Below are 22,194 nucleotides of genomic sequence, written 5' to 3'. Positions count from 1 at the left end.
GCCGCCCACCGAAACGAGGCCTGTACATGACTGTCGAGAGCATTCAACAGAAGCTGCTGCGCGTGCGGCCGCCGCGCGTGCGCATCACGTACGACGTCGAAACGGGCGGCTCGAGCGAGAAAGTGGAGCTGGCCTTCATCGTCGGCATGTTCGCCAACCTGTCGGGCGAGCTGGACGCCAGCGTGCTGCCGGCGCTGAAGGACCGGCGCATGCGCGATATCGATGCCGAGTCGTTCGACAAGATCCTGGCCGACAGCTCGCCCATGATCAAACTCAACGGCATCGCCGACACCATCGCGGGCGAGGGCAAGGTCCTGGCCGGCGAACTGCATTTCAATGCATTGTCGGACTTCGAGCCGCTGGCGGTGGTCAACGCAGTGCCTGGCTTGCGACAGCGCTACGACGCGCGGGCGGATCTGCGTTCGCTGCAGTCGATGGCCGAGTGCAACGATGCGCTGGGTGCGTTGCTGGACCGGGCGACCACCGACGGTGCGGGGATCACGGCGCTGAAGACGGCATTCGCCACGACCTTGCCGGACGACTGGGTCAACGCCAAGGTCGACGCGCAGGACAATCCGCCGGCGAACGCGGCGGGAGCTGCTATTCCGGGTGCCCTGGTCAGCCTGCTGGCCGCGCAGATGGCCGGCAACCAGCAAGCCGCGGCGGCGGCAAAGCAGGCCGCGGATGCGGCGGCGGCGGCTTCCGATGCCGCGGCCGCGAACATCAAGACCACCGCGGATGCTGCCACCGCCGCGCAGAAGGCGGCGAGCGACGCCGCCGGCGCGCTGGCCAAGGCGCAGGATGCCGCCGGCAAGGCCAAGGGCGACGATGCGATCGCCGCCGCCAACAAGGCGGTGGTCGACGCGACCAAGGCCAAGAACGATGCCGATGCGGCCGCACTTACCGCACAGGCGCAGGCCGATGCCGCGAGCGAGCTGGCCAAGCGCCAGGCCGCGCTGGCGGCGGAGCGGCAGCAGGCCTTCCTGGCGATCGATCCGTTGAGCAAGGCGCGCCGGCTGGCCGGGCGCTTCTCCAACGAGGTCCTGGTGCCGCTGGGCAACAAGGATCTCACCCAGGTGGCGCTGGGCTCCAACGGCCTGATGGACGAGCGCGCCGGCGGCATCGACGTGCAGATCGGCCAGCAGCTGGATGCGATCCTGCATGCCAAGTCGTTCAAGGACCTGGAAGCGACCTGGCGCGGCCTCTTCTACGTGGTGTCGCGCACCGAGACCGGCCGCCTGCTCAAGCTGCGCGTGCTCAACGCCAGCATGGACGACCTGCGCAAGGAGTTGGAGAAGGCGGCCGACTTCGACCAGAGCTGCATCTTCAAGATGATCTACGAGGCCGAGTTCGGCACCTACGGCGGTTCGCCGTACAGCCTGCTGCTGGGCGGCTACGAGTTCGATCATTCGCCGGCCAGCATGTCGTTGCTGACCAACCTGACCAAGATCGCCGCGTCGGCGCATGCGCCGTTCCTGGCGGCAGCGGCGCCGGGGCTGTTCGGCCTGGACGGCTTCGACAAGCTGGCCAAGCCGCGCGACCTGAGCCAGCTGTTCGAATCGCCGGAGCTGGCGCAGTGGATGGAGTTTCGCGGCAGCGAGGACTCGCGCTACGTCGCGCTGGCGCTGCCGCATATCCTGCTGCGCCTGCCGTACGGCAAGGACGCGCGCCCGGCCGAAGGCCTGCGCTACGAGGAGACGGTGACCGGCGCCGACGGCCCGGACCACAACGCCTTCCTGTGGGGCAATGCGGCCTACGCGCTGGCCGAGCGCATCACGCATTCGTTCGCGTTGTACCACTGGACCGCGGCGATCCGCGGCGTGGAAGGCGGCGGCCTGGTCGACGGGCTGCCGGTGTTCACCTACCGCGACGACGCGGACCTGGTGAACATGATCTGCCCGACCGAGGTGTCGATCACCGACCGCCGCGAGAAGGAGCTCAACGACCTGGGCTTCATCGCGCTGTGCAACTGCAAGGGTACCGGGCAGGCCGCGTTCTTCGGCGGCCAGACCGCCAACCTGCCGCGCCAGTACATCAGCGACGAGGCGAACGCCAACGCCAAGCTCTCGGCGATGCTGCCGTACATCCTGGCCGCCTCGCGCTTCGCGCATTACATCAAGGTGATCATGCGCAAGAAGATCGGCGCCTTCCTCACCCGCGGCAATATCGAGGCATATCTCAACAGCTGGATCGCGCAGTACGTGCTGCTGGACGACAACGCTTCGCAGGAAGTGAAGGCCAGCTATCCGCTGCGCGCGGCGCAGATCACCGTGACCGACGTGCCCGGTTCGCCCGGCTCGTACAAGGCCACGGTGTTCATCAAGCCGCATTTCCAGCTGGAAGAACTCACCACGTCGATTCGCCTGGTGGCGGATCTGCCGGCGGGCTGACGCCACGCGCAGCCCGTCGATTCCACCACCTAAGCCTCTGGAGCAACCATGGACCTCATACTTCTGCAACCCGGCGATTCGTCGATCTTCGGCGGCCCCAACGGCTGGAAAGGCGGCGGCAGCCTGATCGACGACCAGTGGCGCGACGAGGTGCTCAAGCTCGGGCAGTGCCTGGAGCTGGTCTCGGTGCACCAGGGCATGAAGCAGCAGATCACCACCGACGTGAGCAATTCGGCGCGTACCTCGGGCCGCCCGATCATCACCGAGTTCACCTGCGTGAAGTACGTGGACAAGACCTCGGTCAAGTTCTACGAGTACTGCCTGCGCGCACAGCCGCTGGGCAAGGGCGACAAGAATCCCACCAAGATCTACATCGCGCGCAACTCCGGCGAGAAGACCGCCAACATCCTGACCATCGAGCTGCGCGACGCGATCATCAGCGAGATCCAGTTCCAGTCCAACCCGGACGACATGCCCACCGAGCAGTTCAAGCTCAACTTCACCGAGGTGCTGTGGACCTACACGGTGCAGGAGGCGGACATGAACACCTCGGGCAACCTGGCGGCGGGCTGGAGTATCGCGCGCAACCGTCCGATCGGTCAGTTCACCAGTTGAGCGTAGCTGCTTGAGCCCCTTTCCCCCGTTTACCAATTTGTGAGCGGGGAGAGGGTTGCGGTGAGGGTCTGGCGGAGCGCAAGGGTGATGTGTACCGCTCCGCCCGTACCCTCATCCGGCTGCCGCCACCTTCTCCCGGAGGGAGAAGGGTTCCATTTGTGGTGTTGAGTCATACGGGCGGGGGATGGTCGTGCAATTCCTGATGGAGCGGCTGGTCAATCGCAGCGAGCCGGACATGGGACAGGCGCCGCCGTTCGATCCGATCGGTGCGGTCGCCGCGCAGATCCAGCGCATCGTCGAATGCCGGCCTTATGTGGGCCTGGGCGGTGCGCGGGTGTGCGACTTCGGCATGCCGCCGATCGTCGATACCGGCATCGGCATGAACGAGCATGAACGTTTCGGCGCGCGCCTGTTGGAGGCGATCGCGCGCTTCGAACCGCGCCTGCGCGCGCCGCGGCTGGAATGGCTGGCGACGGGCCGGGCGCTCAAGCCTTACGCCCTGGTCGTGCACGGCAGCGTGCAGGTGGACAACCAGCCGAGCACCTTCCGTTTCGAACTGCCTTGCCCGGATGAGCTGGCATGAATGCCGATGTGCCCCGCCTGAAAATGTGGTTCGAGCAGGAGCTGGCCTCGTTGCGCGACGAGGCCGCGGACTTCGGCGCGTCCTTTCCGGCCATCGCCAAGGAGCTGGAGCTCAGCGGCGGGCGCAGCAGCGATCCGCATGTGGAAATGCTGGTGCAGTCCTTCGCCTGGATGGCGGGCCGCCTGCGCTACCAGCTCGAGACCGACCAGGCGGTGCTGCCCAACGCGCTGATGAGCCTGTTGTATCCGCACCTGGAGGCGCCGCTGCCGTCGATGCTGGTGGGCGAGATCGAGGTGCGTCCGGACGGCGCCAACTTCGCCCACGGCGCCACGCTGGAGCGCGGGCGCTATGTCTACGCGCTGGCCACCAACGAATTCGGCCAGCAGGTGCGCTGCCGCTTCCGCACCTGCTACGACACGCCGCTGTGGCCGCTGAAAGTGACCCACGTAGAATCGATGGCGGCCAACGCCTATCCGCTGGATCCGGCCGATACCCGCACCGCTTCCATCCTCAGCGCCACCGTCAGCTGCATGGGCAAGGAGCCGGTGCATGCGATGAAGCTGCCGTTCCTGCGCTTCTGCATCCACGCCGACCACAAGCTGGCCTATTCGCTGTACGACGGCCTGGCCATGCACCTGGTGCGCATGGCGGTGCGCGTGCGCGCCACCGGCGAGCTGCGCTATCTCGATGCCTCCCAGCTGCAGTGGCGCGGCTTCGACGACAAGGAAGCCGTGCTCGGCGCCAATCCGCTGACCCATCCGGGCTACCGGCTGGTGCAGGAATATTTCGCCTTCCCGCAGAAATTCCTGTTCTTCGACGTGGCGGGCATGGACCTGTCCGGCGTGGACAAGGACTTCGACCTGCTGTTCCTGCTCGACGTGCCGCCGTCGAAGGACCACCACTACGACCGCCACCTGCTCAGGCTCAACTGCCTGCCGCTGATCAACCTGTTCCCGCAGCGCATCGAGCCCTTCGTGCTGGACCAGCGCCAGTACGAATACCGCCTGGTCGCCGACGAGCAGAACCATCGCTACTGCGAGATCTACAGCCTGGACGAGCTGGTCTCGATCCGCCCGGACCGCAGCCCGCGCCCGATCGCGCCGTACTTCGCGCTGGACGAGATGCAGCGGCTGGACAAGATCGACTACTTCTATGCCACCCGCCGCGAGGTCAACCAGACCGGCGCGGTGCACGGCACTGAAACCTTCGTGTCCTTCCTCGATCCGGAATTCGATCCGGTGCTGCCGGCGGAGGAAATGATCGGCGGCACCGCGCTGTGCACCAACCGCCGCCTGCCGTCGCAGCTGCTGGTGGGCACGGTGCTGTACCTGGAAGGCGCCGGTCCGGTCGCCTCACTGCGCGTGGCCTGCAAGCCCACGCCGAACCAGCCGCCGCAGATGGTCGGCGAGCGGCCGTGGGCGCTGGTCTCGCAGCTGTCGCTCAATCACTTGTCGCTGGTCGACGGCCAGCGCGGCCCGCCGGTGCTGAAGAACATGCTGCGCCTGCATGTGGGGCCGGCCAGCCTCACCGGCTACCGGCAGATCGACGGCCTGCGCGCGATGTCCACCCGCCGTGTGCAGAAGCGCATGCCGCGCCGCGAGGCCTGGCGCGGCTTCGTCGATTGCCTGCAGCTGCGCCTGCAGGTGGACCTGGGTCATTTCGAAGGCGGCAGCGCGGTGTTGTTCGGCAGCGTGCTGCACCGTTTCCTGGCGCTGTATGCGGAGGTCAATACCGTCATCGAACTGATTCTCGAATCTTCCGACCGCCGAGGAGAGCTCAAGTCATGGCCACCCCTGACTGGCGCACAGGTGAGCCTCTAGCCGACCGGCTGCTGCGGCGGCCGGCCAGCTTCGATTTCTTCCAGTGGGTACGACTGCAGTCGTGGCCCCGGCGGGGTGCGAACGCGCGCCGCGACGGCGCCCGCGCGGTGTCGCCGCGGCTGCGCTTCCGCGGCGAGATGTCGCCGGTGTTCCCGGGCAGCGAGATTTCCAAGGGCCGCCTGCGCGAGGAACGCCACCTCGCCGCGGAAGACCCACGGCTGGAATTGTTCGTCGCCAACTTTGCCTTGTCCGGCGTGCTGGGGCCGATGCCGGACAGCTTCGCCGACTGGGCGCGCCAGCGTCTGGCCGAGCGCGATCCGGCGATGGCGGAATTCCTGGACATCTTCAACCACCGCCTCAGCACGCTGCGCTATGAACTGAAGGCGGCGAGCGTGCCGGCGTTCGACGCGTTGCGGCCGGAGCACACCGGCCAGGCCGATGCGGCCGGCGCGCTGATGGGCCTGTCGGCGTTCGAGGGGGAGGGCGCGGCGATCCTCGCGCGCCGCGTGCCGCTGCCGCGCCGCGCGCTGCTGGCGCTGGCCGGCCTGGTCGCGAACGGACGCAAGAGCGCCGCGCAGGCGCAGCTGGTGCTGAGCGTCTATCTGCAGGCACCGGTCAAGGTACAGGCGCTGGTCGGTGCGTGGCGCGGGATCGAGGCGCGCGACCGCACCCTGCTGGGCCGGCGCACGCTGGGCGACGGCGCGCCGCTGGGGCGCCGGGTGTGGGTGAACCACGCCGCGGTCGGCCTGCGCATCGGGCCGGTGTCGTACGCGCGGCTGTGCCTGCTGCTGCCCGATCGCGCGCACCTGCCGGGCGGCGCGCACGACGCGCAGTTCGGCACCGGCTACCGCGGCCTGGCCGCGATGGTGCATTACCTGTTCGACCGCCACGTCGATGCGGTGGTCACCATCGAGGTGAACGAGGCGGATATCCCGGCCGCGTGGGTGGGCAAGCCGCGGCGGCTGGCCGGCTTCGGCAGCGGCCATGGCCTGCGCCTGGGCCAGACCGCCTGGGTGAACGGCCGGCCGGACGGCGCGCGCGCAGTGAGTTTCACCATCCGCGCCGACGACCTGCAGGAGGCCGCATGAGCGCGTTGCCGACCGATACCGCCGGGCGCACCGCGATCCAGCCGATCGGGCGGCAGGGCGAGTCCGATTCGCCGCTGCTGTACCTGCACTGCGGTATCGCGCTGTCGGGCAATCGCTGGCTGGGCGACGAGACCTTCCGGCTGCTGTCCTTCGAGGGACAGGAATCGGTATCCGAGCCGTTCGACTTCCAGCTGCAGCTGCGCGGCAATACCGATCCGAAGCTGACGCCGCCGCTGAGCTTCGACGCGCTGATCGGCCGCCCGGTCACGGTCGGCCTCAACCGGCCGATGAGCGGCGAGGCGCCGGACGCCGCCGCGCGCTTCGCGCAGGCGCTGCGCACCGGCAACGCGCCGTCGATGAGTTTCTACAACGGCATCGTCGGTTCCTTCGCGATGGACGAGCCGGGCGTGTACCGCATCGGCATGAAGCCGGCGCTGTGGCGGCTGAATCTGACCAACCGCTACGAGGTGCATGCGCAGATGTGCGTGCGCGACGTGATCGCGGACCTGATGCGCAAGCACTACATCGATTATTCGCTGGACGCGGTGTCGGGCGAGGACAACATCGCCATCGCGCGCGTGCAGGATTGGCTGCAGGCCGGCGAGAGCGACTTCGAATTCCTGCGTCGGATGATGTCCAAGGCGCACATCTATTACTACTTCAAGCACACCGGCAACGGGCACACCGTGGTGTTCGCCAACCGGCCGGCCTATCCGCAGGCCTTCGAACGCCCGTTGCGCTACACCTACAGCGCGATCGACGAGCTGGGCCTGCAGCAGGACGACCTGGTCTTCCAGTACAGCTACCAGCAGTCGCTGACCAGCACCGGCGTCAACGGCCGCTTCGCGCACCAGGAGAACGCGCCGGACGAGGATCCGATCCCGACTTTCCAGACCTTCGGCGCATTCACCCCGGCCGACCCGGGCGAACTGCCGTTCAACCAGTACCGCACCTACCAGTACGGCATGAGCAGCGGCACCGTGCGCGAATACGTGCGCACCACCGCTTCCACCCTGGCCGCGTCGGGCCGGCAGCTGACCGGCAGCAGCACCTGCGCGGCGTTCCGCGTCGGCACCCAGTTCAGCATGCGCGGCGACATGGCCGAAGGCGTCTCGCCGGCGCCGGTGCGTCCGTCGCTGGAGAACCAGGCCTTCGTGCTGAGCAAGGTCACCCACCAGGCCACCGCCGACGGCGGCTATACCAACCAGTTCGAGTCCACCGACGCGGCGGCGATGCTCACCGCCTTCTCGGTGCAGGACACCCAGCAGGGCGGCATCCTGGCCAAGGTGGTGGACATGGCCGGGCGCGGGCCCACCGACTGGCGCTACTACGAGCCGGCCAATTTCGATCCGGCCACCAGCCGCCTGCGCGACACCCAGGCCGCGCCGCCGTACCTGATGGCGCAGGGCGTCTACGTGCAGTTCTCCAGCCCCGGCGCGCCGTCGCAGCCGGTGTGGGTGAAGCTGTCGGCGAGCATGAACACGGTGCCGGAGATCGGCGCCACCGTGCTGGTGACGCGCGCCAGCGACGAGTCGGAACTGCCGGAGGTGCAGCAGCTGATCGCGCCCAACGGCAGCCTGGTGGTGACGCCCTCGGGCTGGACCGCCAATACCCATGTCGGCAGCAACTACTCCACCAGCTACGGCGACGGGCAGAGCATCCGCTACGGCCTGCACTCGGCCTACAACCTCGATCGCGCGGTGGGCATCGTCAACGGCGCCTACGAGAGCGGGCAGTACCGCGACACCAGCTATTCGCAGGGCGCCAGCTACAGCTATTCGACGTCCGAGGACGGCGCCAGCGGCCTGCTCAGCCGCTCCGAATCGTACGGCAGCACCTACAACACGATGGAAGCGGCGGTGACCTGGAGCAAGAGCACGATCGGCAACAGCACCAGCTACAGCACCATCACCGGCGATACCTATTCGCAGGACGAGATCGCCGGCACCGCCACGCGCATCACCACGCAGAACGTGGTGAACAACGTTACCACCACGGCCATGCAGAGCAGCATCAGCACCACCGGCATGAACAATTCGGTGGACACGCTGGGCATGACCACCTCGATGTCGACCACCGGCCGCAGCGCCGGCGTCGCGTTGACCGGCCTGGCCGACCAGGTCTCGCTGACCGGCGTACGCACCGATACCTCGGTGACCGGCAAGAGCGAGAACACCTCGGTCACCGGCATCTCCGAGCAGATCTCGGCCACCGGCAGCAGCGAATCGATCTCGGTGACCGGCACCAGCAGCCAGACCGGCGTCACCGGTTCCAGCACCAATATCAATGTCACCGGCACCAGCACTGGCATCAATGTCACCGGCAGCAGCACCGACATCGGCGTGGTGGGCAGCACCACGCGGATGAACGTCACCGGCAGCAGCACCGGCATCAATGTCACCGGCGAGAGCACCGACGTCAGCGTCACCGACGAGGAGACGCGCATGAGCATCCACGGCATGTCCACCACGGTGGACATCACCGGCGTGGGCGCGTCGATGACCATCGCCGGCGCGCGCATCTCGATGGAAATCGTCGGCCTGAGCGTGTCGATCCCGGTGGTCTACATCTACGTATGAGGCGCGCATGAAGATCGTCAAACCGATGACTCTGAGCCTGATGCATCGCCCGTACCGCTGGCAGGGCAGGGACCGCCTGCTGGTGGCGACGCTGGGCTTCTTCGCGCTGGGCGGCCGCCCCGAGGCGCTGCTGCGCGACAACCTGCAATGGCGCAAGGTGATGAGCGCGCTGCCGCCTGGCCGGCCGCTGGACGAGCTGATGCCCAAGACACGCGGCGAAGTACTGCTGGCCGGCAACGCATACGCGGCGAACGGCCTGGCGGTGACCGAGCAGACCGTGCGGCTGAGCGTGGCCGGCGTGGACAAGCGCCTGCGCGTGGTCGGCGACCGCCAATGGATGTACGGCATGCTGCCGTGGCTGCAGGTCACCGAGCCGCTGCCGTTCACCCAGATGCCGCTGACCTGGAATCGCGCCTATGGCGGGGCAGGCCATCCTGCCAATCCGGAAGGCCGCGGCTATGCCCGCAATCCGCTGGCGGCGTTCTTCGGCCGCAACCACGGCGACATGCCGAACCTGGAACATCCGCAGCGTCCCGTGCGTGGACCGCGGCGCCGCTACGCGCCGGCCGGTTTCGGCCAGCTCGACGTGGGCTGGACGCCGCGGCGCCAGTGGATCGGCAGCTACGGCCGGCGCTGGCGCAGCGACACCTATCCGGGCCTGGCCGACGATACCCACCCGGAGTTCTTCAACGCCGCGCCGCTGGACCAGCGCATCGAGGGTTTCTTCGCCGGCGGTGAGCCGTATCGCTTGGAAGGCATGCACCCGCGGCTGCCGGTGATCGAGGGCCACCTGCCGGAATTCCGGCCGCGCGCCTTCGCCCACCGCGCCGGGCAGCCCGCCGATGCGGCACAGGAGATCGCGCTGTCCTTCGACACGGTGTGGTTCTTCCCCGACGCCGAGCTGGGCGTGACCATCCACCGCGGCGAAATCGAAGTGGAGGACAGCCTCGCCCTGGACGTGGAAGCGCTGATGGTGGCTTATGAATACGCCGCCGACGCGCCGCGCCCGCTGTCGCATTACGGCGAGGTGCTGGCGCTGCGGCTCAATCGCGATACCGCCGCGCGCCATGTGTTCAACGAAGCGCAACTGACGCCCGAGCCCGATGCCGTGCTGCGTGCCGCGCGGCACGCCGAGGTGCAGGACGAACAGCAGCGCCGCCAGGCCGCGCGCGCCGCGCGCGAGGCGGGCCTGGCCGCGGAATTCGAAGCCTCCGCCGGCATGCCCGCGCCACCGCCGCCGCCCGCGCCGCTGGCGGTGGACTTGCCCGTGCCGAGCGCCGCGGAAATCCGCCGCGGCGATTTCGACCTGGGCGCCACGCTCGACGCGGTCGACCGCATCGGCCGCGAGGCGCGCGAACAGGCACAGGCGCAGCGCGAGGAAGCCGCGGCTCAGCTCGCGCCGTTGCCGCAAGCGCCGCCCGCCGCGGCGACCAGCACCGAGGAAGCGCTGGCGCGCGCCGCCGGGCAGGGCGGTGCGATAGGCGCGCTGGGCGAATTCGGCGCGCTGGCCGGCGTGCCGCCGGTAGCGGTCGAACAGATCCAGGAACTGCAGCGCAAGGGTCGCCTGGCCTCGCCGCAGCCGAGCGTGCCCGGCCTGCCGCTGCAACCGGAAGTGGCCGCGGCGATCGGGCAATGGCTGCTGCTGCGCGTGCGCGAAGGCGGTTCGCTGCGCGGCTGCGACCTGGCCGGCGCGGATCTGCGCAACGCCATGCTGTCCGGCGCCGATCTGCGCGGCGCCCTGCTGGAAGCCTCGGACCTGCGTGGTGCCCAGCTCGACGGCGCGGACTTGAGCGAAGTGGCCTTGACCGGCGCCACCATGGACGCCGCCAACTTTGCCGCCGCCTGTTTCGACGGCGCCAACCTGGCGCGCACGCGGGCGCGCGGCGCGGTGTTCCGCGGCGCCAGCTTCGCCGGCACCCAGGCCGGCGATGCGGACTGGAGCCGCGCGGACCTGGCCGGCGCGCGCTTCGAGCGCTGGATCGCGCCGAACATCGTGCTGGAAGACGCCAATCTCGAACACGCCACGCTGGCCGACTGCGTGCTGCTGCATGCCAAGGCCGACGGCAGCCGCTGGGCGCATGCCGCCTGGCAGCGCACGGTGGCGCTGGGTTCCAGCCTGGCCGGCAGCGACTGGCGCGAGGCCGCGCTGTCGCGCAGCGTGCTGATGGAATGCCGCCTCACCGACAGCCACTGGGCCGGCGCCGATCTGGCCCGCGTGCAGGGCGGTGGCGGCGCGGACTGGTCGCGCGCCGACCTGCAGCGCGTGCGCGCCGATCACAGCAGTTGGCGTGGCGCCAATCTCACCGATGCCAACCTCGCCGAGGGACAGTTCCGCGAATGCGATTTCAGCGGCGCGCGGCTGACCCACGCGGTGCTCGAACGCACCTTGTTCTACCGTTCGCTGTTCATGGGCGGCGAGCTCACCGGCTGCCATGCGGGAGCAGCGGATTTCTACCAGGCCATGTGCCGCCGCGCGGACTTCCGCGAGGCCGACCTGCGCGAAGCGAACTTCGTGCAGGCCGAATGCGCCGAGGCCCGCTTCGACCATGCGCGGCTGGAAGGCGTGCGCCTGGAACCGGGGCGGAGCCTGCCATGAGCGCGGCAACCGTGCTCGGCTGGGACGACATCGCCCGCCTGCAGGTGCTGGGACGGCCGGTGCATGGCATCGACCTGGGCGTGCTCGACGGCAGCGGGCGCGCGCTTGCCTCCTTGCTGTTCAACCAGGCGATCTGGCGTGGCGCGCGGCTGCACGGCGCACACCTGCAGCATGTCAACTTCATCGAGTGCGACCTGCGCGAAGCCGATTTCGGCGGCGCGACGCTGGAGGCGTGCAGCTTCACGCGCTGCAAGCTGGACGGCGCGCGCTGGGACGGCGCGAACCTGCAGCAATGCGCGTTCACCCAGGTCGACCTGCCGGCCTCGACGTGGAGCAAGGCCGAGATAGCCTTGTCGGCCTTCACCCAGTCGAAACTGCGTGGCGCCAGCTTCGCGCATGCCGTCCTGCACCGCAGCGTGATCGCGCAATGCGAGCTGGCCGGGCTGGGGCTCGCGCATGCCACGCTGGCGCAGGCGGTGCTTCCCGGCGTGGATTTCCGCGACTTCGACGTGCGCGGACTGGTCGCACAGTCGGCCGTGCTGCAGGGCGCCCGCTTCGACGGCATGGACCTGCGCGGCCAGGTGCTGCAGCGCTGCCTGCTGGAAGGCGCGAACTTCAGCGGCGCCCGCCTGGACGGCGCCGACCTGCGCGAAGCCAATCTGCGCAAGGCCGTGCTGGCCGGCGCCAGCCTGCGCGCAGCGAAGCTCGACAACGCGCTGCTGCTCGAATCGAGCTGGAGCGAAGTGGACGCGGCCGGGCTCTCCTGCGAGGGCGCGCTGTTCCAGTCCGCCGAATTGCGCAAGGTGTCGTTCGCCGGCGCGCGCGGCCCCGGCAGCGTGTGGGATCACGCCCGTCTGGCCGAGGTGGATTTCGGCCAGGCCATGTTCGCCTACGCACGCTTCGACCATGCCAGCGGCGAGCGCCTGCGCTTCCACCGTGCGCGGCTGGACCATGCCAGCTTCCACCACACCCGTTTCGTCGACGCCGATTTCAGCGCGGCGCATACCCGTCGCCTGCGCGGTACCTCGCAGCCCCGCCTCGCCGCCGAGGCCCGCGCCCTTGCCCTGGAGATGTCCTGATGTTCGCCGCCCGCCAAGCCAAAACGATGCAGGCCAAAACCGCTCCACTGGCCGCTCCCGCGTGGTTCGAGGCCACCATCCGCGACAGCGCCGGCCGCGACGCCTGGCGCCTGGACGACGGCCGCTCCGCGCGCCAGGCGGTGTCCTGCCTGGTCACGCCGCAGCCGGGCGACCGCGTGCTGCTGGTCGCCACCGCCGACGGCGAATGTTTCGTGCTGCACGTGCTGGCGCGCGCGGATGGCGGGCGCGCCACGCTGGCCGTGCCGGGCGCGGACGCGGTGTCGATCCGCCAGGCCGAAGTGGATATCGCCGCCACGCGCAGCATTGCCTTGCGTGCCGGCGAGGGTGTGGAAGTCACGGCGGTGCAGGGCACGCTCTCGCTCAACGCGCGGCAGTTGTTCGCCAGCGCGGCGGAGTCGCTGGTGCACACCGCCCGCACTTATGTCGGCCAGGTCGATCAGTTCCTGCTCGATGCACGCCAGTTCCTGCGGCTGCACGGCGAGCAGGCCCTGATCACGGCGCGGCAGGACGCCAAGATCGACGCCGAACGCATCAGCCTGGGGTGAGGCCATGTTCGTCAACACCAATCTCGGCGTGCTTAATCTGGCGTTTCCGGACGTGTGCTTCGTGCCGGTGCTGGGCGTGCCCACGCCGATGCCGTTCCCGAATATCGCGCTGTCCTTCGCCGATATCCCCGCGCAGTTCGAGGTGATCGTCGGCGGCGGGCTGGCGGAAAACCTGGTCACGGTCGGCGCATTGAGCAACGGCGACCAGCCGGGCGCGGAGGGCGGGGTGGTCTCGCATCTGTTCATGGGGCCGTTCCGTTCGATCCTGGGCAGCTTCAAGGTGTTCATGGGCGGCATTCCCTGCACGCACATGCTCGGCCTGGTCGGCCAGAACGGCCTGCTGCCGAACATGGTCGGCGTGTCGCTGACGCCCGCGCAGGTCACCGTGATGGTGCTGAGCTGATGCGCGGCCGTGTTGCCCTCGTCGCGGTGCTTGCCCTGCTGCTGGCCGCGCTGGCCGGCTGCGGCTCGGTGAACAAGCTGCTCGGCCGCACGCCGACCACCACGCTGTCCAGCGTGCGGGTGGCCGCGCCGCCGGGCGCCAACCTCAATTCGGCAGTGCAGCTGGACCTGGTGTTTCTCTACGACAGCAAGAATGCCGCGATGCTGCCCAAGACCGGCCCGGAGTGGTTCGCGCAGAAGACCGCGCTGATCAATGGACTCGGGCCGTCGATCGATATCGTGCACCTGGAAATTCCGCCCGCGCAGGTGGTCGACCAGGTGCTCCTGCCCAAACGCGCGGGCAAGGCGACAGGCGTGTACGCCTTCGCCAACTATCTGACGGCGGATGGGCAGCCGCGCGCCGATCTCACCTTGTTCCGCCGTGCGGTGGTGTGGCTGCAGGCTACCCAGCTCGCGGTGACGGAGCAGCCATGACTTTGCCAGCGAGGCCAGCGCCATGAACGCGACTGTCGATACCCTCGATACCTTGCCCGAGCCGGTCTCCTGGTCGGAGGGCATGCTGCTGTCGCCGCATCATTTCCAGCAGAACGACATCTACTGGAACAACCTGCTGCACCGGCGCATGGTGATGCTGCAACCGCATGCCTGGGGCGTGCTGGACATGGCGCTGGATCCCACCGAGCTGTCCAAGGGCCGGGTGGTATTCCAGCGCCTGCGCTGCGTGATGACCGACGGGCTGGTGATCGACTATCCCGGCCACTTCGCGCCGGCCGCCCTGTCGCTGGACCTGAGCGGCACCGACTGGAACCAGCAGAAGCAGGTGCGCGTGCACCTGCGCGTGCCGGTGCGCGGCAAGGGGGCGGCCAGCGACATCGGCGACATGCAGCGCTACACCATCGAGCGCGGCAACCTGGAGGCGGACGAGAACACCGGCAAGGACGAGATCGTGGTCGACCGCATGCGGCCCAAGCTCAGCCTGGCCGCGGGCGACAACGTGGCCAAGAGCTATTGCTCGGTGCCCCTGCTGGAGCTGTATGGCGATTCGCGTGGCGTGCACCTGGCGCCGTTCCATCCGCCGATGCTCAACGTCGGCGCGTCGGCGTTCCAGGGCGAGACCGGCCTGCAGCGTTCGCTGGCCGCGCTGTCGGAGCTGTTGTGGAAAAAATACCGCGAACTGCTCGGCGTGCGCCTGGACGACCGCGGCCAGCCGCGCCTGGACAGCGAGAGCAGCGCGCAGGTGCAGGCCGCGCGCCATCTGGTGATGGCGATGCCGACCTTCGACGTGATGCTGCAGTCGCCGAATACGCACCCGGCCGACCTGTACCTGGGCCTGTCGCAGCTGGTCGGCTTCGTCGCCGCCACGCCCGGCGCGCCGCCGCCGCCGGTGCTGGGCGCCTACGACCACGACGACTGCATGCCGGGCTTCACCCGTGCGATCGCCTATGTGCGCGACCAGCTCAACCGGCTCAATGCCAACTTCCGCGTGCTGGAGTTCCAGCGCGTCGGCGCCTCCGGCTTCCGCATCCAGCTGCCGCGCGGCATCGACACCGGCAAGCTGCTGATCGAGCTGAGCCCGCGCGCGGGCCAGAACGCGGCGACCATGAGCCAGTGGCTGGGCAGCGCGCGCATCGCCAACGAGGAGCTGATCTACCTGCTGGTGCGCCGCCGCTATCCCGGCGCCACCATCAAGGAAGCCACGCCGCCGCAGGTCGCGGCGATCAACCTGCGCCCCGGCGCCTTCGTCTACGAGGTGGCCAATGCCACCATCGAGGGCGAGGACGGCGCCGCGCGGCCGCTGATCAGCGAAGGCCACACCTTCACCATCCTGGGCGAACCGGACGAGCACGTGCCGGCGGCGATCACCCTGTACCTGCCGCGTGAAGGAGCCCCGGCGCGGCCATGAGCGCGAACGTCGCCTCCTCCAACTTCCTGCTGGGGCGCTTCGCGGCGTTCTACGAGGAAGTCGCGCAGGTCAAGCTCGCCATCCAGAAGGGCGAGCTGGTCCGGCTGCTGCAGCCGGGCGATCCGCATGGGGAGATGGCGGCGCACCAGACCGTCGAGCGCATCGCGCATCGCCTGCTGGCCGTGCTGGACCGGCAGTCGCGCGACGTGCAGGCCGCGGCCACCGGCGCGGAGCTGGAGGCGTACCGGCGCGCGCGCTACGCGATGGTGGCGCTGGCCGACGAGATCTTCATCCTCGAACTGCACTGGGCCGGCGCGGAGCACTGGCCCGAGCACCTGCTGGAATACACGGTGGAACGCTCGCGCGTGGCCGGGCGGCGCTTCTTCGAGCTGGTCGACGATCTGATGGGCGCGGGCGAGCGCACCTCGCTCGATGCGGACCTCGCCGCGGTGCTGCTGCTGGCCATGCAGCTCGGCTTCCAGGGCATGTACCGCGGCGCCGAAGGGCGCCAGAAGCTGCGCCAGTACCGCGCGCGGCTGTATCCGCTGGCCAGCGGCCGCAAGCTCGGCAGCGTGGAGGCGCGTGCGTTTCCGCAGGCCTACGACTACACGGTGGTGTCCGACCGCGACAACACGCGCATCGCGCTGGCGCCATGGCTGCGCGCCGCGGCCTACGGCGCGGCGATCTACCTGGTGCTGTCCTCGCTGGTATGGCTGCTGCTGACCTGGTCGCTGCTCGATGCGATCCAGGGTGGCGCGACATGAGCCCGGCCGCCGCGCCCGCTGCCGCTTCGAGCACCGCCGCCGGCGCCGGCGAGTTCGATCCCGCCTTCCTGCTGCTGGCGGTGCTGGCCGCGCTGGCCTTCCTGCTGATCGCCTGGCTGATGTGGCGGGCGCGCTCCAAGAGCATCGCCGCGCGGCCGGCGCGGAATCGCGACGGCCAGGGCTGGTGGGTGCGTTTGCGCGACAGCGTGCGCCGCCGCTATGCGGTGATCGAGCGCGCGCTGCGCTATCTGTGGGCGCGGCGCGACTGGCGCTACAAGAGCTCCTGGGTGCTGCTGATGGGCTTCCCCGGCGACGGCAAGAGCAGCCTCGCCGCCTCGCTGCCGGCGGACCTGCAGCGTGCCACGCACCAGCGCGAGGCGAAGCAGGAGGCTTATCTCAGCCAGGCCGTGCCGAACAGCCAGTGGCTGTTCCTGGAGAAGGGCATCCTGATCGATCCGGACAGCGTGCTGGGCGAGCCGCTGAAACCGGCCGCCGGCGCGAACGGCGGCGTCGCCACGCCGGATGCACGCTGGAGCGAGATGCTGGCCGATATCGACAGCCTGCGCCCGGACCGCGCGCTCGATGGCATCGTGTGGGTGATCTCCGCCGCGCGCCTGTGCGCGGCCACGACCGAGCAGCGCGCCGCGATGGGCCGCTATGCCTATGCGCGCATCCACGAACTGCAGGATGCCTTCGCCTACGCGCTGCCGGTGTACGTGGTGTTCAGCCATTGCGACACCGTGCCCGGCTTCGACGGCTTCTGGCGCACGCAGGACAAGCGCCTGCTCAGCCAGATCGTCGGCTGGTCCAGCTCCACCCTGGACGACAACGGCCTGCCGGCCGACTGGGTGCCGAAGGCCTTCGACAAGGTGATCGAAGGCATGCGCAGCCTAGTGCTGGAGGCGGCCACCAGCCGGGACCACATCGACGACGTCGACGGCTTCTTCCTGTTTCCGCAGCACATGCGCAGCCTGCAGGAACCGGCGCTGGATTTCCTCGGCACGCTGTTCAAGACCAATGTGTACGAGACGCGCTCGTTCTGCCGCGGCCTGTACTTCACCGGCGTGGTCGGCGCGGGCGAACTGCCGGACACGGGCGCGCCGCGCAAGGACGTGTCCTTCGTGGAGGGCTTCATCCGCGACAAGGCACTGGCCGAGCAGCGTCTGGCGCAGCGCACGCAGAAGGGGCTGCTGGCGCGCAACCGGCTGATCCGCCGGCTGCAGCTGGCCTTGATCGTGCTCGCCGCGGTACTGCTGGTAGCGCTGCCGTGGAGCGCCTCGCGGGTGAACCGGCATGCGGGCGGCCTGCGCGACACGCTGCTGAACATCCAGCTCAACAGCAAGTCGCTGGCGCAGCATGGCTGTCTGGACCAGGACCGCGTGTACAAGCTGATCGCGCAGATCACTACGCTGAGCGAGGACACCCGCTATGCGGCGATTCCGCTTTCATGGGTGGACGGCCGCATCCGCCACGGCATCACCGACGTGGTGTCGAGGAATGCACTGCAGCAGGTGGTGCTGCCTTCGATGGCCTGCAAGCTGACGCAGCGCATCGACGACCTGTCGGCCGCCACCTTGAAGGTATCGGAGAACGCGGCGGCGCCGGATGCGGTGTATGCCGATTACCTGGACCAGCTCAAGCGCCAGCTGCACCAGCTGTCGGCGCTGGAGGACAACCTGGTGCGCTTCGACCGCATCGCGCAGCCGGGCTCGATGGACCGGGGCGGCCAACTGCTGGATTTCGGCGCGCTGGCCGAGTACCTGTACGGCAGCGCGCTGCCGGCGGACACGATCAGGCGCGACAGCCCGCTGTCCGATTCGCTGGCCGCGGCCAGTTACCCGGATCCGCCGGCCATTTCGCCGGAGCTGCGCGAACGGCTGGGCAAGCAGTTCGAGCGCATGGCCGCGCAGGCCGAGCGCGACCTGCTGCATCGTGCGGCGGACGGCGTCCCGCTGCTGTCGACCCTGCAGGAAGGCCGGCCGCCGCTGCTGGACACCCTGCGCGGTTTCAACAGCTGGCTGGCCTGGGTGCACAAGAGCTGGCTGCTGAGCACGCCGCAGGACAATCCGTGCACGCGCATGGGCGACGAGATCGCGCCGGGTATCGAGCACCTGATCAAGAACCACCGCTACGATCCGGAGCTGCGCAGCACCCTGGGCTATTTCGACCTGGACAGCTGCTACCAGCCGGCGGTGGACAGCCTGCGCAGCGCGACGCTGGCGCCGTACGGCGCGCTGTTCGTGGTCAATCCCAGCAATCACCAGCTGGAAGGCATCAGCCCCGGCCTGGGCCGCGAGGTCGACGGCCTGCACACGCTGGCCGGCACCGCCTTCATGCAGGTGAAGTCGCCGCAGCAGTACAGCTGCAACGGCGCGGCCGGCGGCTGGCGGCCCAGCACGTTCGACGAAGTGCTGGCGCAGCTGCGCGAGTACCAGGAATTCGCCAGCCACGAAAAGATCGAGCAGACCGGCAACCGCTCGGACCAGCCGCTGTATGAACGCATCGCGCGCGCGCAGCTGCAGCTGGCGCTGCAGGACAACCTGGCGCGCAACCAGCGCGGACAGGTGCAGGCGGTCGATACCGGGCTGGATGCGACCTCGCAGCTGGACCACGAACTGGCGGAGGAGAGCTCCAGCCTCGCCGCCACGGTCGAACCGCTGCTCCAGGCGCAGCAGCGCATGCGCCAGCTCGGCTTCGGCACGCTCGCCGACGAGGTGGGCCAGTGCGCGCAGAACTATGCCTCCAGCATGCTGCTGGACGTGTCGGAGCTGGCCTCCTCCAGCCACCTGTACGATCCGCCGGCGCCCGGCGGCAGCGGCGAAGACGGCACGCCGCTGTTCGACCTGGGCAGCGTGCCGGTGCTGCAGGACTATCTCGACCGCCAGCTGCAGCGCGCGGAGGTGCTGTCGCGCTACGCGGCGCCATTCGTCACGCTGCTCAAGCAGACCCGTGGCGTCAACAACAGCCAGCGCATCAATATCCAGGTCGATACGTACTGGGGCGGCACCATCACCGAGTTGAACCGCGCCGTGCAGTTCGCCGATCCGGCGGGGCAGGTGGCGTATCTCAACGACTTCTTCCTCAAGCAGCTGGCCAGCCTGACCTACGCCAACTGCGAGGCCACGCTCGCGGCGTATACGCCGCCGGCGGTGGGCAACGACCTGTTCTCCTCGCGCCGCGGCGACATGGAGAAGCTGGCCAGGGCGGCCTGTTCGGGCCGCGGCCAGGCCAGTTCCGACCTGCATTACGCGCGCATCGGCATGCTGTTCAACAACCAGCTGGCGGGACGCTATCCGTTCGGCCCGGTGGATTCGCGCGAAGTATCGCCGGCGGTGGTGAAGGCGTTCTTCGTCTACTACGCCAAGGAAAAGCCCGAGCTCAAGGCCTGGCTGCAGCATGCGAGCGGCGCGCGCGCGGCGAAGATGAAGGCCTTCCTCGACCAGCTCGACGCGGTGGAAAGCTTCTTCGGCGGCAATCTCTCCGCGCAGCCGCAGAGCCTGCCGATCCAGCTGAAGGTGGGCTTCCGCGCCATGCCCGAGCGCTCGCCGATCAGCAACCAGCTGATCGGCTGGACGCTGCGTGCGGGCGGCGCGCAGGGCGCGGCCTGGCCGGGTGCCGACGACAGCTTCGCCTGGGCCGTGGGCACGCCGCTGTCGCTGGACCTGCAATGGGCCGACCGCTCGCGTTACATGCCGGTGCCCGACGCCGCGCAGGCGGAACTGCGCGCCAGCGGCTACCACGCGATCTTCGAGACCGGCGGCTCGTGGGCGCTGCTGCGCTGGCTGGATGCGCATGCGGCGCCGCCGGAGAGCGGCGCGCTCGATCCCGGCCAGCGCCTGCTGCATTTCCAGGTGCCGGTGCTCGACGGCAGCGCGCCGAAGGACACCAAGGCCACGGACCAGGCCGACCTGTACCTGACCCTGAAACTTTCCGGCACCGACCCCGCCACCAAGGCGCCGGTGCCGCTGGAGGCGCCCGCGTTCCCGCGCGAAGCGCCCGTGCTGTGGTGAACCGAGGAATGGAACGATGAGCCAGTACGCGCAAGCCAGAAGCATGGACGCCGCGCCGGCGGAAGCGGCGGCGGGCTGTGACGACGGCGGCTATTTCGAGCGTCGCCTCGGCCTCCCGCTGGCGCGCCTGCTGGCGCCGCTGGACGGTCCGCAGCCGGCGGGCGTGGCGGCGCGCGGCAGCATGAGCTTCCGCATGATCCAGCAGCTGCGCCAGAGCGACGACGTCAGCCTGCCGATGGGTGCCTGGGCCACCGAGCCGCGGCGCGCCAACTGGCCCAAGGTGTCGCAGCTGGCGGCCGGCATGCTCGACACGGTGGGCAAGGATCTGCAGCTGGCCGCGTGGATGCTGGAAGCGGAACTGCACGAAGGCGGCTATGCCGCGCTGATGCCGGGCTTCGTGCTGTTGCGCGGCCTGTGCGAGGCATGGTGGGACGGCCTGCATCCGCGCGGCGACGGCGACGGCTACGACGCGCGCTGCAATATCGTGCGCTGGATCAACGAGAAACTGCTCAACACCATTGCGCTGCTGCCCCTGGTGGAGGACGACGACCACGTCGCCAGCTGGTCGCAGTGGGAACTGGCGCACTACCACGAGCGCATGCGCGCGGTGAACGGCAACCTGCCCGAGGAAGCCCAGGACGCCGCCACCCTGGACGACCTGCAAGGCCTGCTGGCACGCATGGACGCGGCCGAGCTGCGCGAACGCCACGCCATGCTGGGCGAAGGCCGCGCTGCCATGGCCGCGTTCGAGCAGGCGCTGCGCGAGCGGCTGGGATCGGAGACGCCTTCGCTGGGTCGGCTGGACGAGTTCCTGGCGCGCATCGAGGCACTGCTGCGCGGCGAGCTGACGCGGCGCGGTCCGGCCGCCTTGCCGCCGGCCGCGGCATTGCATGTCGACGAAGACATGGAAGAGGAAGGCGACGACGGCGAACCGCACGCGGCCGGCGACCTGTTCGGCGAGCGCGAACGCGCCTACCAGGTGCTGGCGCAGATCGGCGACTACCTGATGCAGGTGGAGCCGCACAGCCCCGTGCCGTACCTGATCCGCCGCGCGGTGGCGTGGGGCGGCTTGAATGCGGCGGAGCTGTATCGGGAGGTGTTCCAGAAAGGAGGCGGGCGGATCGAGATCTTCGAGCTGCTCGGCGGTGAAGCGGACGCATGACGTCCATCGATACGGAGAACGCGACATGCCTGCATGGTCACGGCGAGATATCAAAGAAAACGGTACGACGATCGGTCGGATCCTCTATACGCCGACCACCCAGGCCAAGTACCGGGAGCTCAAGGGCAGGGCGAACCTCAACCGGGTCAATCGCTTCGCCCAGCGCAGCAGCTTCCATGGGGGCGGCGGCATCAAGAAGGTCTATGTGTCGGCAAAACTGCGCACGCGGCCGTCCGGCGCCGCCCGTGACAATCTGGCCGGCATCGGCGTGGTCAATCCGGGCTACGTGCCGGCCAATGTGCACAAGGCGCATCTGGCTTCCGACCGTTTCGGCGGCCCGAGCAATGCGCAGAACCTGGTCAATGAAAAGAGCCGGATCAATCTCAGCGCGCACAAGCGGATCGAGAACCGCATCGCCAAGCTGATCAAGGCCGGCACGCCGGCAGGCGATAACAGCCCGACACGCAATCGCGCCGGCTTGATCGTGCGCGAGACCTACAGCGCCGCGGGGAAACCGACCGGGCGCTTGTACATGGTGAGCGTGATGAACCGCAACAACAACTCGCGCAGCTATCACAAGCTGGAATTCAGGCCGATCTGAGTCCGTCCGTTGGCAGCCGGCGTGTTCCGGCTGCCG

The 22,194-nt window shown here is 69.0% G+C and carries 16 protein-coding genes; all 16 read left to right on the top strand.

What is annotated here, in order from left to right:
• Positions 1–26 precede the first annotated feature (26 nt).
• The 16 genes from tssC to BM172_RS00930 all read left to right on the top strand — a co-directional run bounded on the left by tssC (position 27) and on the right by BM172_RS00930 (position 22,158).
• Positions 27–2,390, top strand: coding sequence for a type VI secretion system contractile sheath large subunit (gene tssC, locus BM172_RS01005; protein WP_035322810.1), 2,364 nt, complete (start codon positions 27–29; stop codon positions 2,388–2,390).
• Between the two features lie 48 nt (positions 2,391–2,438).
• On the top strand, positions 2,439–3,005 hold the full coding sequence (locus BM172_RS01000; RefSeq protein WP_026634242.1) for an Hcp family type VI secretion system effector: 567 nt from the start codon (positions 2,439–2,441) through the stop codon (positions 3,003–3,005).
• Positions 3,006–3,195: 190 nt separating this feature from the next.
• Entirely contained in the window at positions 3,196–3,588 is a 393-nt protein-coding gene (locus BM172_RS00995; RefSeq protein WP_143096412.1) for a GPW/gp25 family protein, read from the top strand.
• The gene (tssF, locus tag BM172_RS00990) at positions 3,585–5,408 is read left to right on the top strand and encodes a type VI secretion system baseplate subunit TssF (protein ID WP_026634240.1); all 1,824 of its coding nucleotides are present in this window, start codon (positions 3,585–3,587) and stop codon (positions 5,406–5,408) included. Before BM172_RS00995 ends, tssF begins: the two co-directional genes overlap by 4 nt.
• The gene (gene tssG, locus BM172_RS00985; protein WP_081805081.1) at positions 5,372–6,496 is read left to right on the top strand and encodes a type VI secretion system baseplate subunit TssG; all 1,125 of its coding nucleotides are present in this window, start codon (positions 5,372–5,374) and stop codon (positions 6,494–6,496) included. Before tssF ends, tssG begins: the two co-directional genes overlap by 37 nt.
• Positions 6,493–9,075 carry a contractile injection system protein, VgrG/Pvc8 family gene (locus BM172_RS00980; protein ID WP_035322808.1) on the top strand — a complete coding sequence of 861 codons (2,583 nt, stop codon included), beginning with the start codon at positions 6,493–6,495 and terminating at the stop codon, positions 9,073–9,075. Before tssG ends, BM172_RS00980 begins: the two co-directional genes overlap by 4 nt.
• A 7-nt stretch (positions 9,076–9,082) precedes the next feature.
• The gene (locus BM172_RS00975) at positions 9,083–11,671 is read left to right on the top strand and encodes a DUF2169 family type VI secretion system accessory protein (RefSeq protein WP_051548441.1); all 2,589 of its coding nucleotides are present in this window, start codon (positions 9,083–9,085) and stop codon (positions 11,669–11,671) included.
• Positions 11,668–12,750, top strand: coding sequence for a pentapeptide repeat-containing protein (locus BM172_RS00970; protein WP_026634237.1), 1,083 nt, complete (start codon positions 11,668–11,670; stop codon positions 12,748–12,750). The genes BM172_RS00975 and BM172_RS00970 overlap by 4 nt, the downstream gene beginning before the upstream one ends.
• Before the next feature lie 26 nt (positions 12,751–12,776).
• Entirely contained in the window at positions 12,777–13,316 is a 540-nt protein-coding gene (locus BM172_RS00965) for a DUF3540 domain-containing protein (RefSeq protein WP_026634236.1), read from the top strand.
• Between the two features lie 4 nt (positions 13,317–13,320).
• Entirely contained in the window at positions 13,321–13,719 is a 399-nt protein-coding gene (locus tag BM172_RS00960; RefSeq protein WP_026634235.1) for a DUF4150 domain-containing protein, read from the top strand.
• On the top strand, positions 13,719–14,192 hold the full coding sequence (locus BM172_RS00955; RefSeq protein ID WP_035322805.1) for a hypothetical protein: 474 nt from the start codon (positions 13,719–13,721) through the stop codon (positions 14,190–14,192). The genes BM172_RS00960 and BM172_RS00955 overlap by 1 nt, the downstream gene beginning before the upstream one ends.
• 22 nt (positions 14,193–14,214) lie before the next feature.
• Complete coding sequence (gene tssK, locus BM172_RS00950) at positions 14,215–15,621, top strand: type VI secretion system baseplate subunit TssK (RefSeq protein ID WP_035322803.1); 1,407 nt, start codon at positions 14,215–14,217, stop codon at positions 15,619–15,621.
• Complete coding sequence (locus BM172_RS00945) at positions 15,618–16,385, top strand: DotU family type IV/VI secretion system protein (protein ID WP_051548439.1); 768 nt, start codon at positions 15,618–15,620, stop codon at positions 16,383–16,385. The genes tssK and BM172_RS00945 overlap by 4 nt, the downstream gene beginning before the upstream one ends.
• Entirely contained in the window at positions 16,382–20,395 is a 4,014-nt protein-coding gene (locus tag BM172_RS00940; protein WP_026634234.1) for a type VI secretion system protein, read from the top strand. The genes BM172_RS00945 and BM172_RS00940 overlap by 4 nt, the downstream gene beginning before the upstream one ends.
• A 16-nt stretch (positions 20,396–20,411) precedes the next feature.
• On the top strand, positions 20,412–21,557 hold the full coding sequence (gene tssA / locus BM172_RS00935; protein ID WP_081805079.1) for a type VI secretion system protein TssA: 1,146 nt from the start codon (positions 20,412–20,414) through the stop codon (positions 21,555–21,557).
• A gap of 25 nt (positions 21,558–21,582) precedes the next feature.
• The gene (locus BM172_RS00930; RefSeq protein ID WP_026634233.1) at positions 21,583–22,158 is read left to right on the top strand and encodes a DNA/RNA non-specific endonuclease; all 576 of its coding nucleotides are present in this window, start codon (positions 21,583–21,585) and stop codon (positions 22,156–22,158) included.
• The last annotated feature ends 36 nt before the right edge of the window (positions 22,159–22,194 follow it).

The sequence above is a fragment of the Dyella marensis genome (assembly GCF_900112865.1).
Classification (GTDB): Bacteria; Pseudomonadota; Gammaproteobacteria; order Xanthomonadales; family Rhodanobacteraceae; genus Dyella_D; species Dyella_D marensis_A.
The sequence above is the reverse complement of the archived record's forward strand: the minus strand, read 5'-3'. Positions and strand labels throughout refer to the sequence as shown.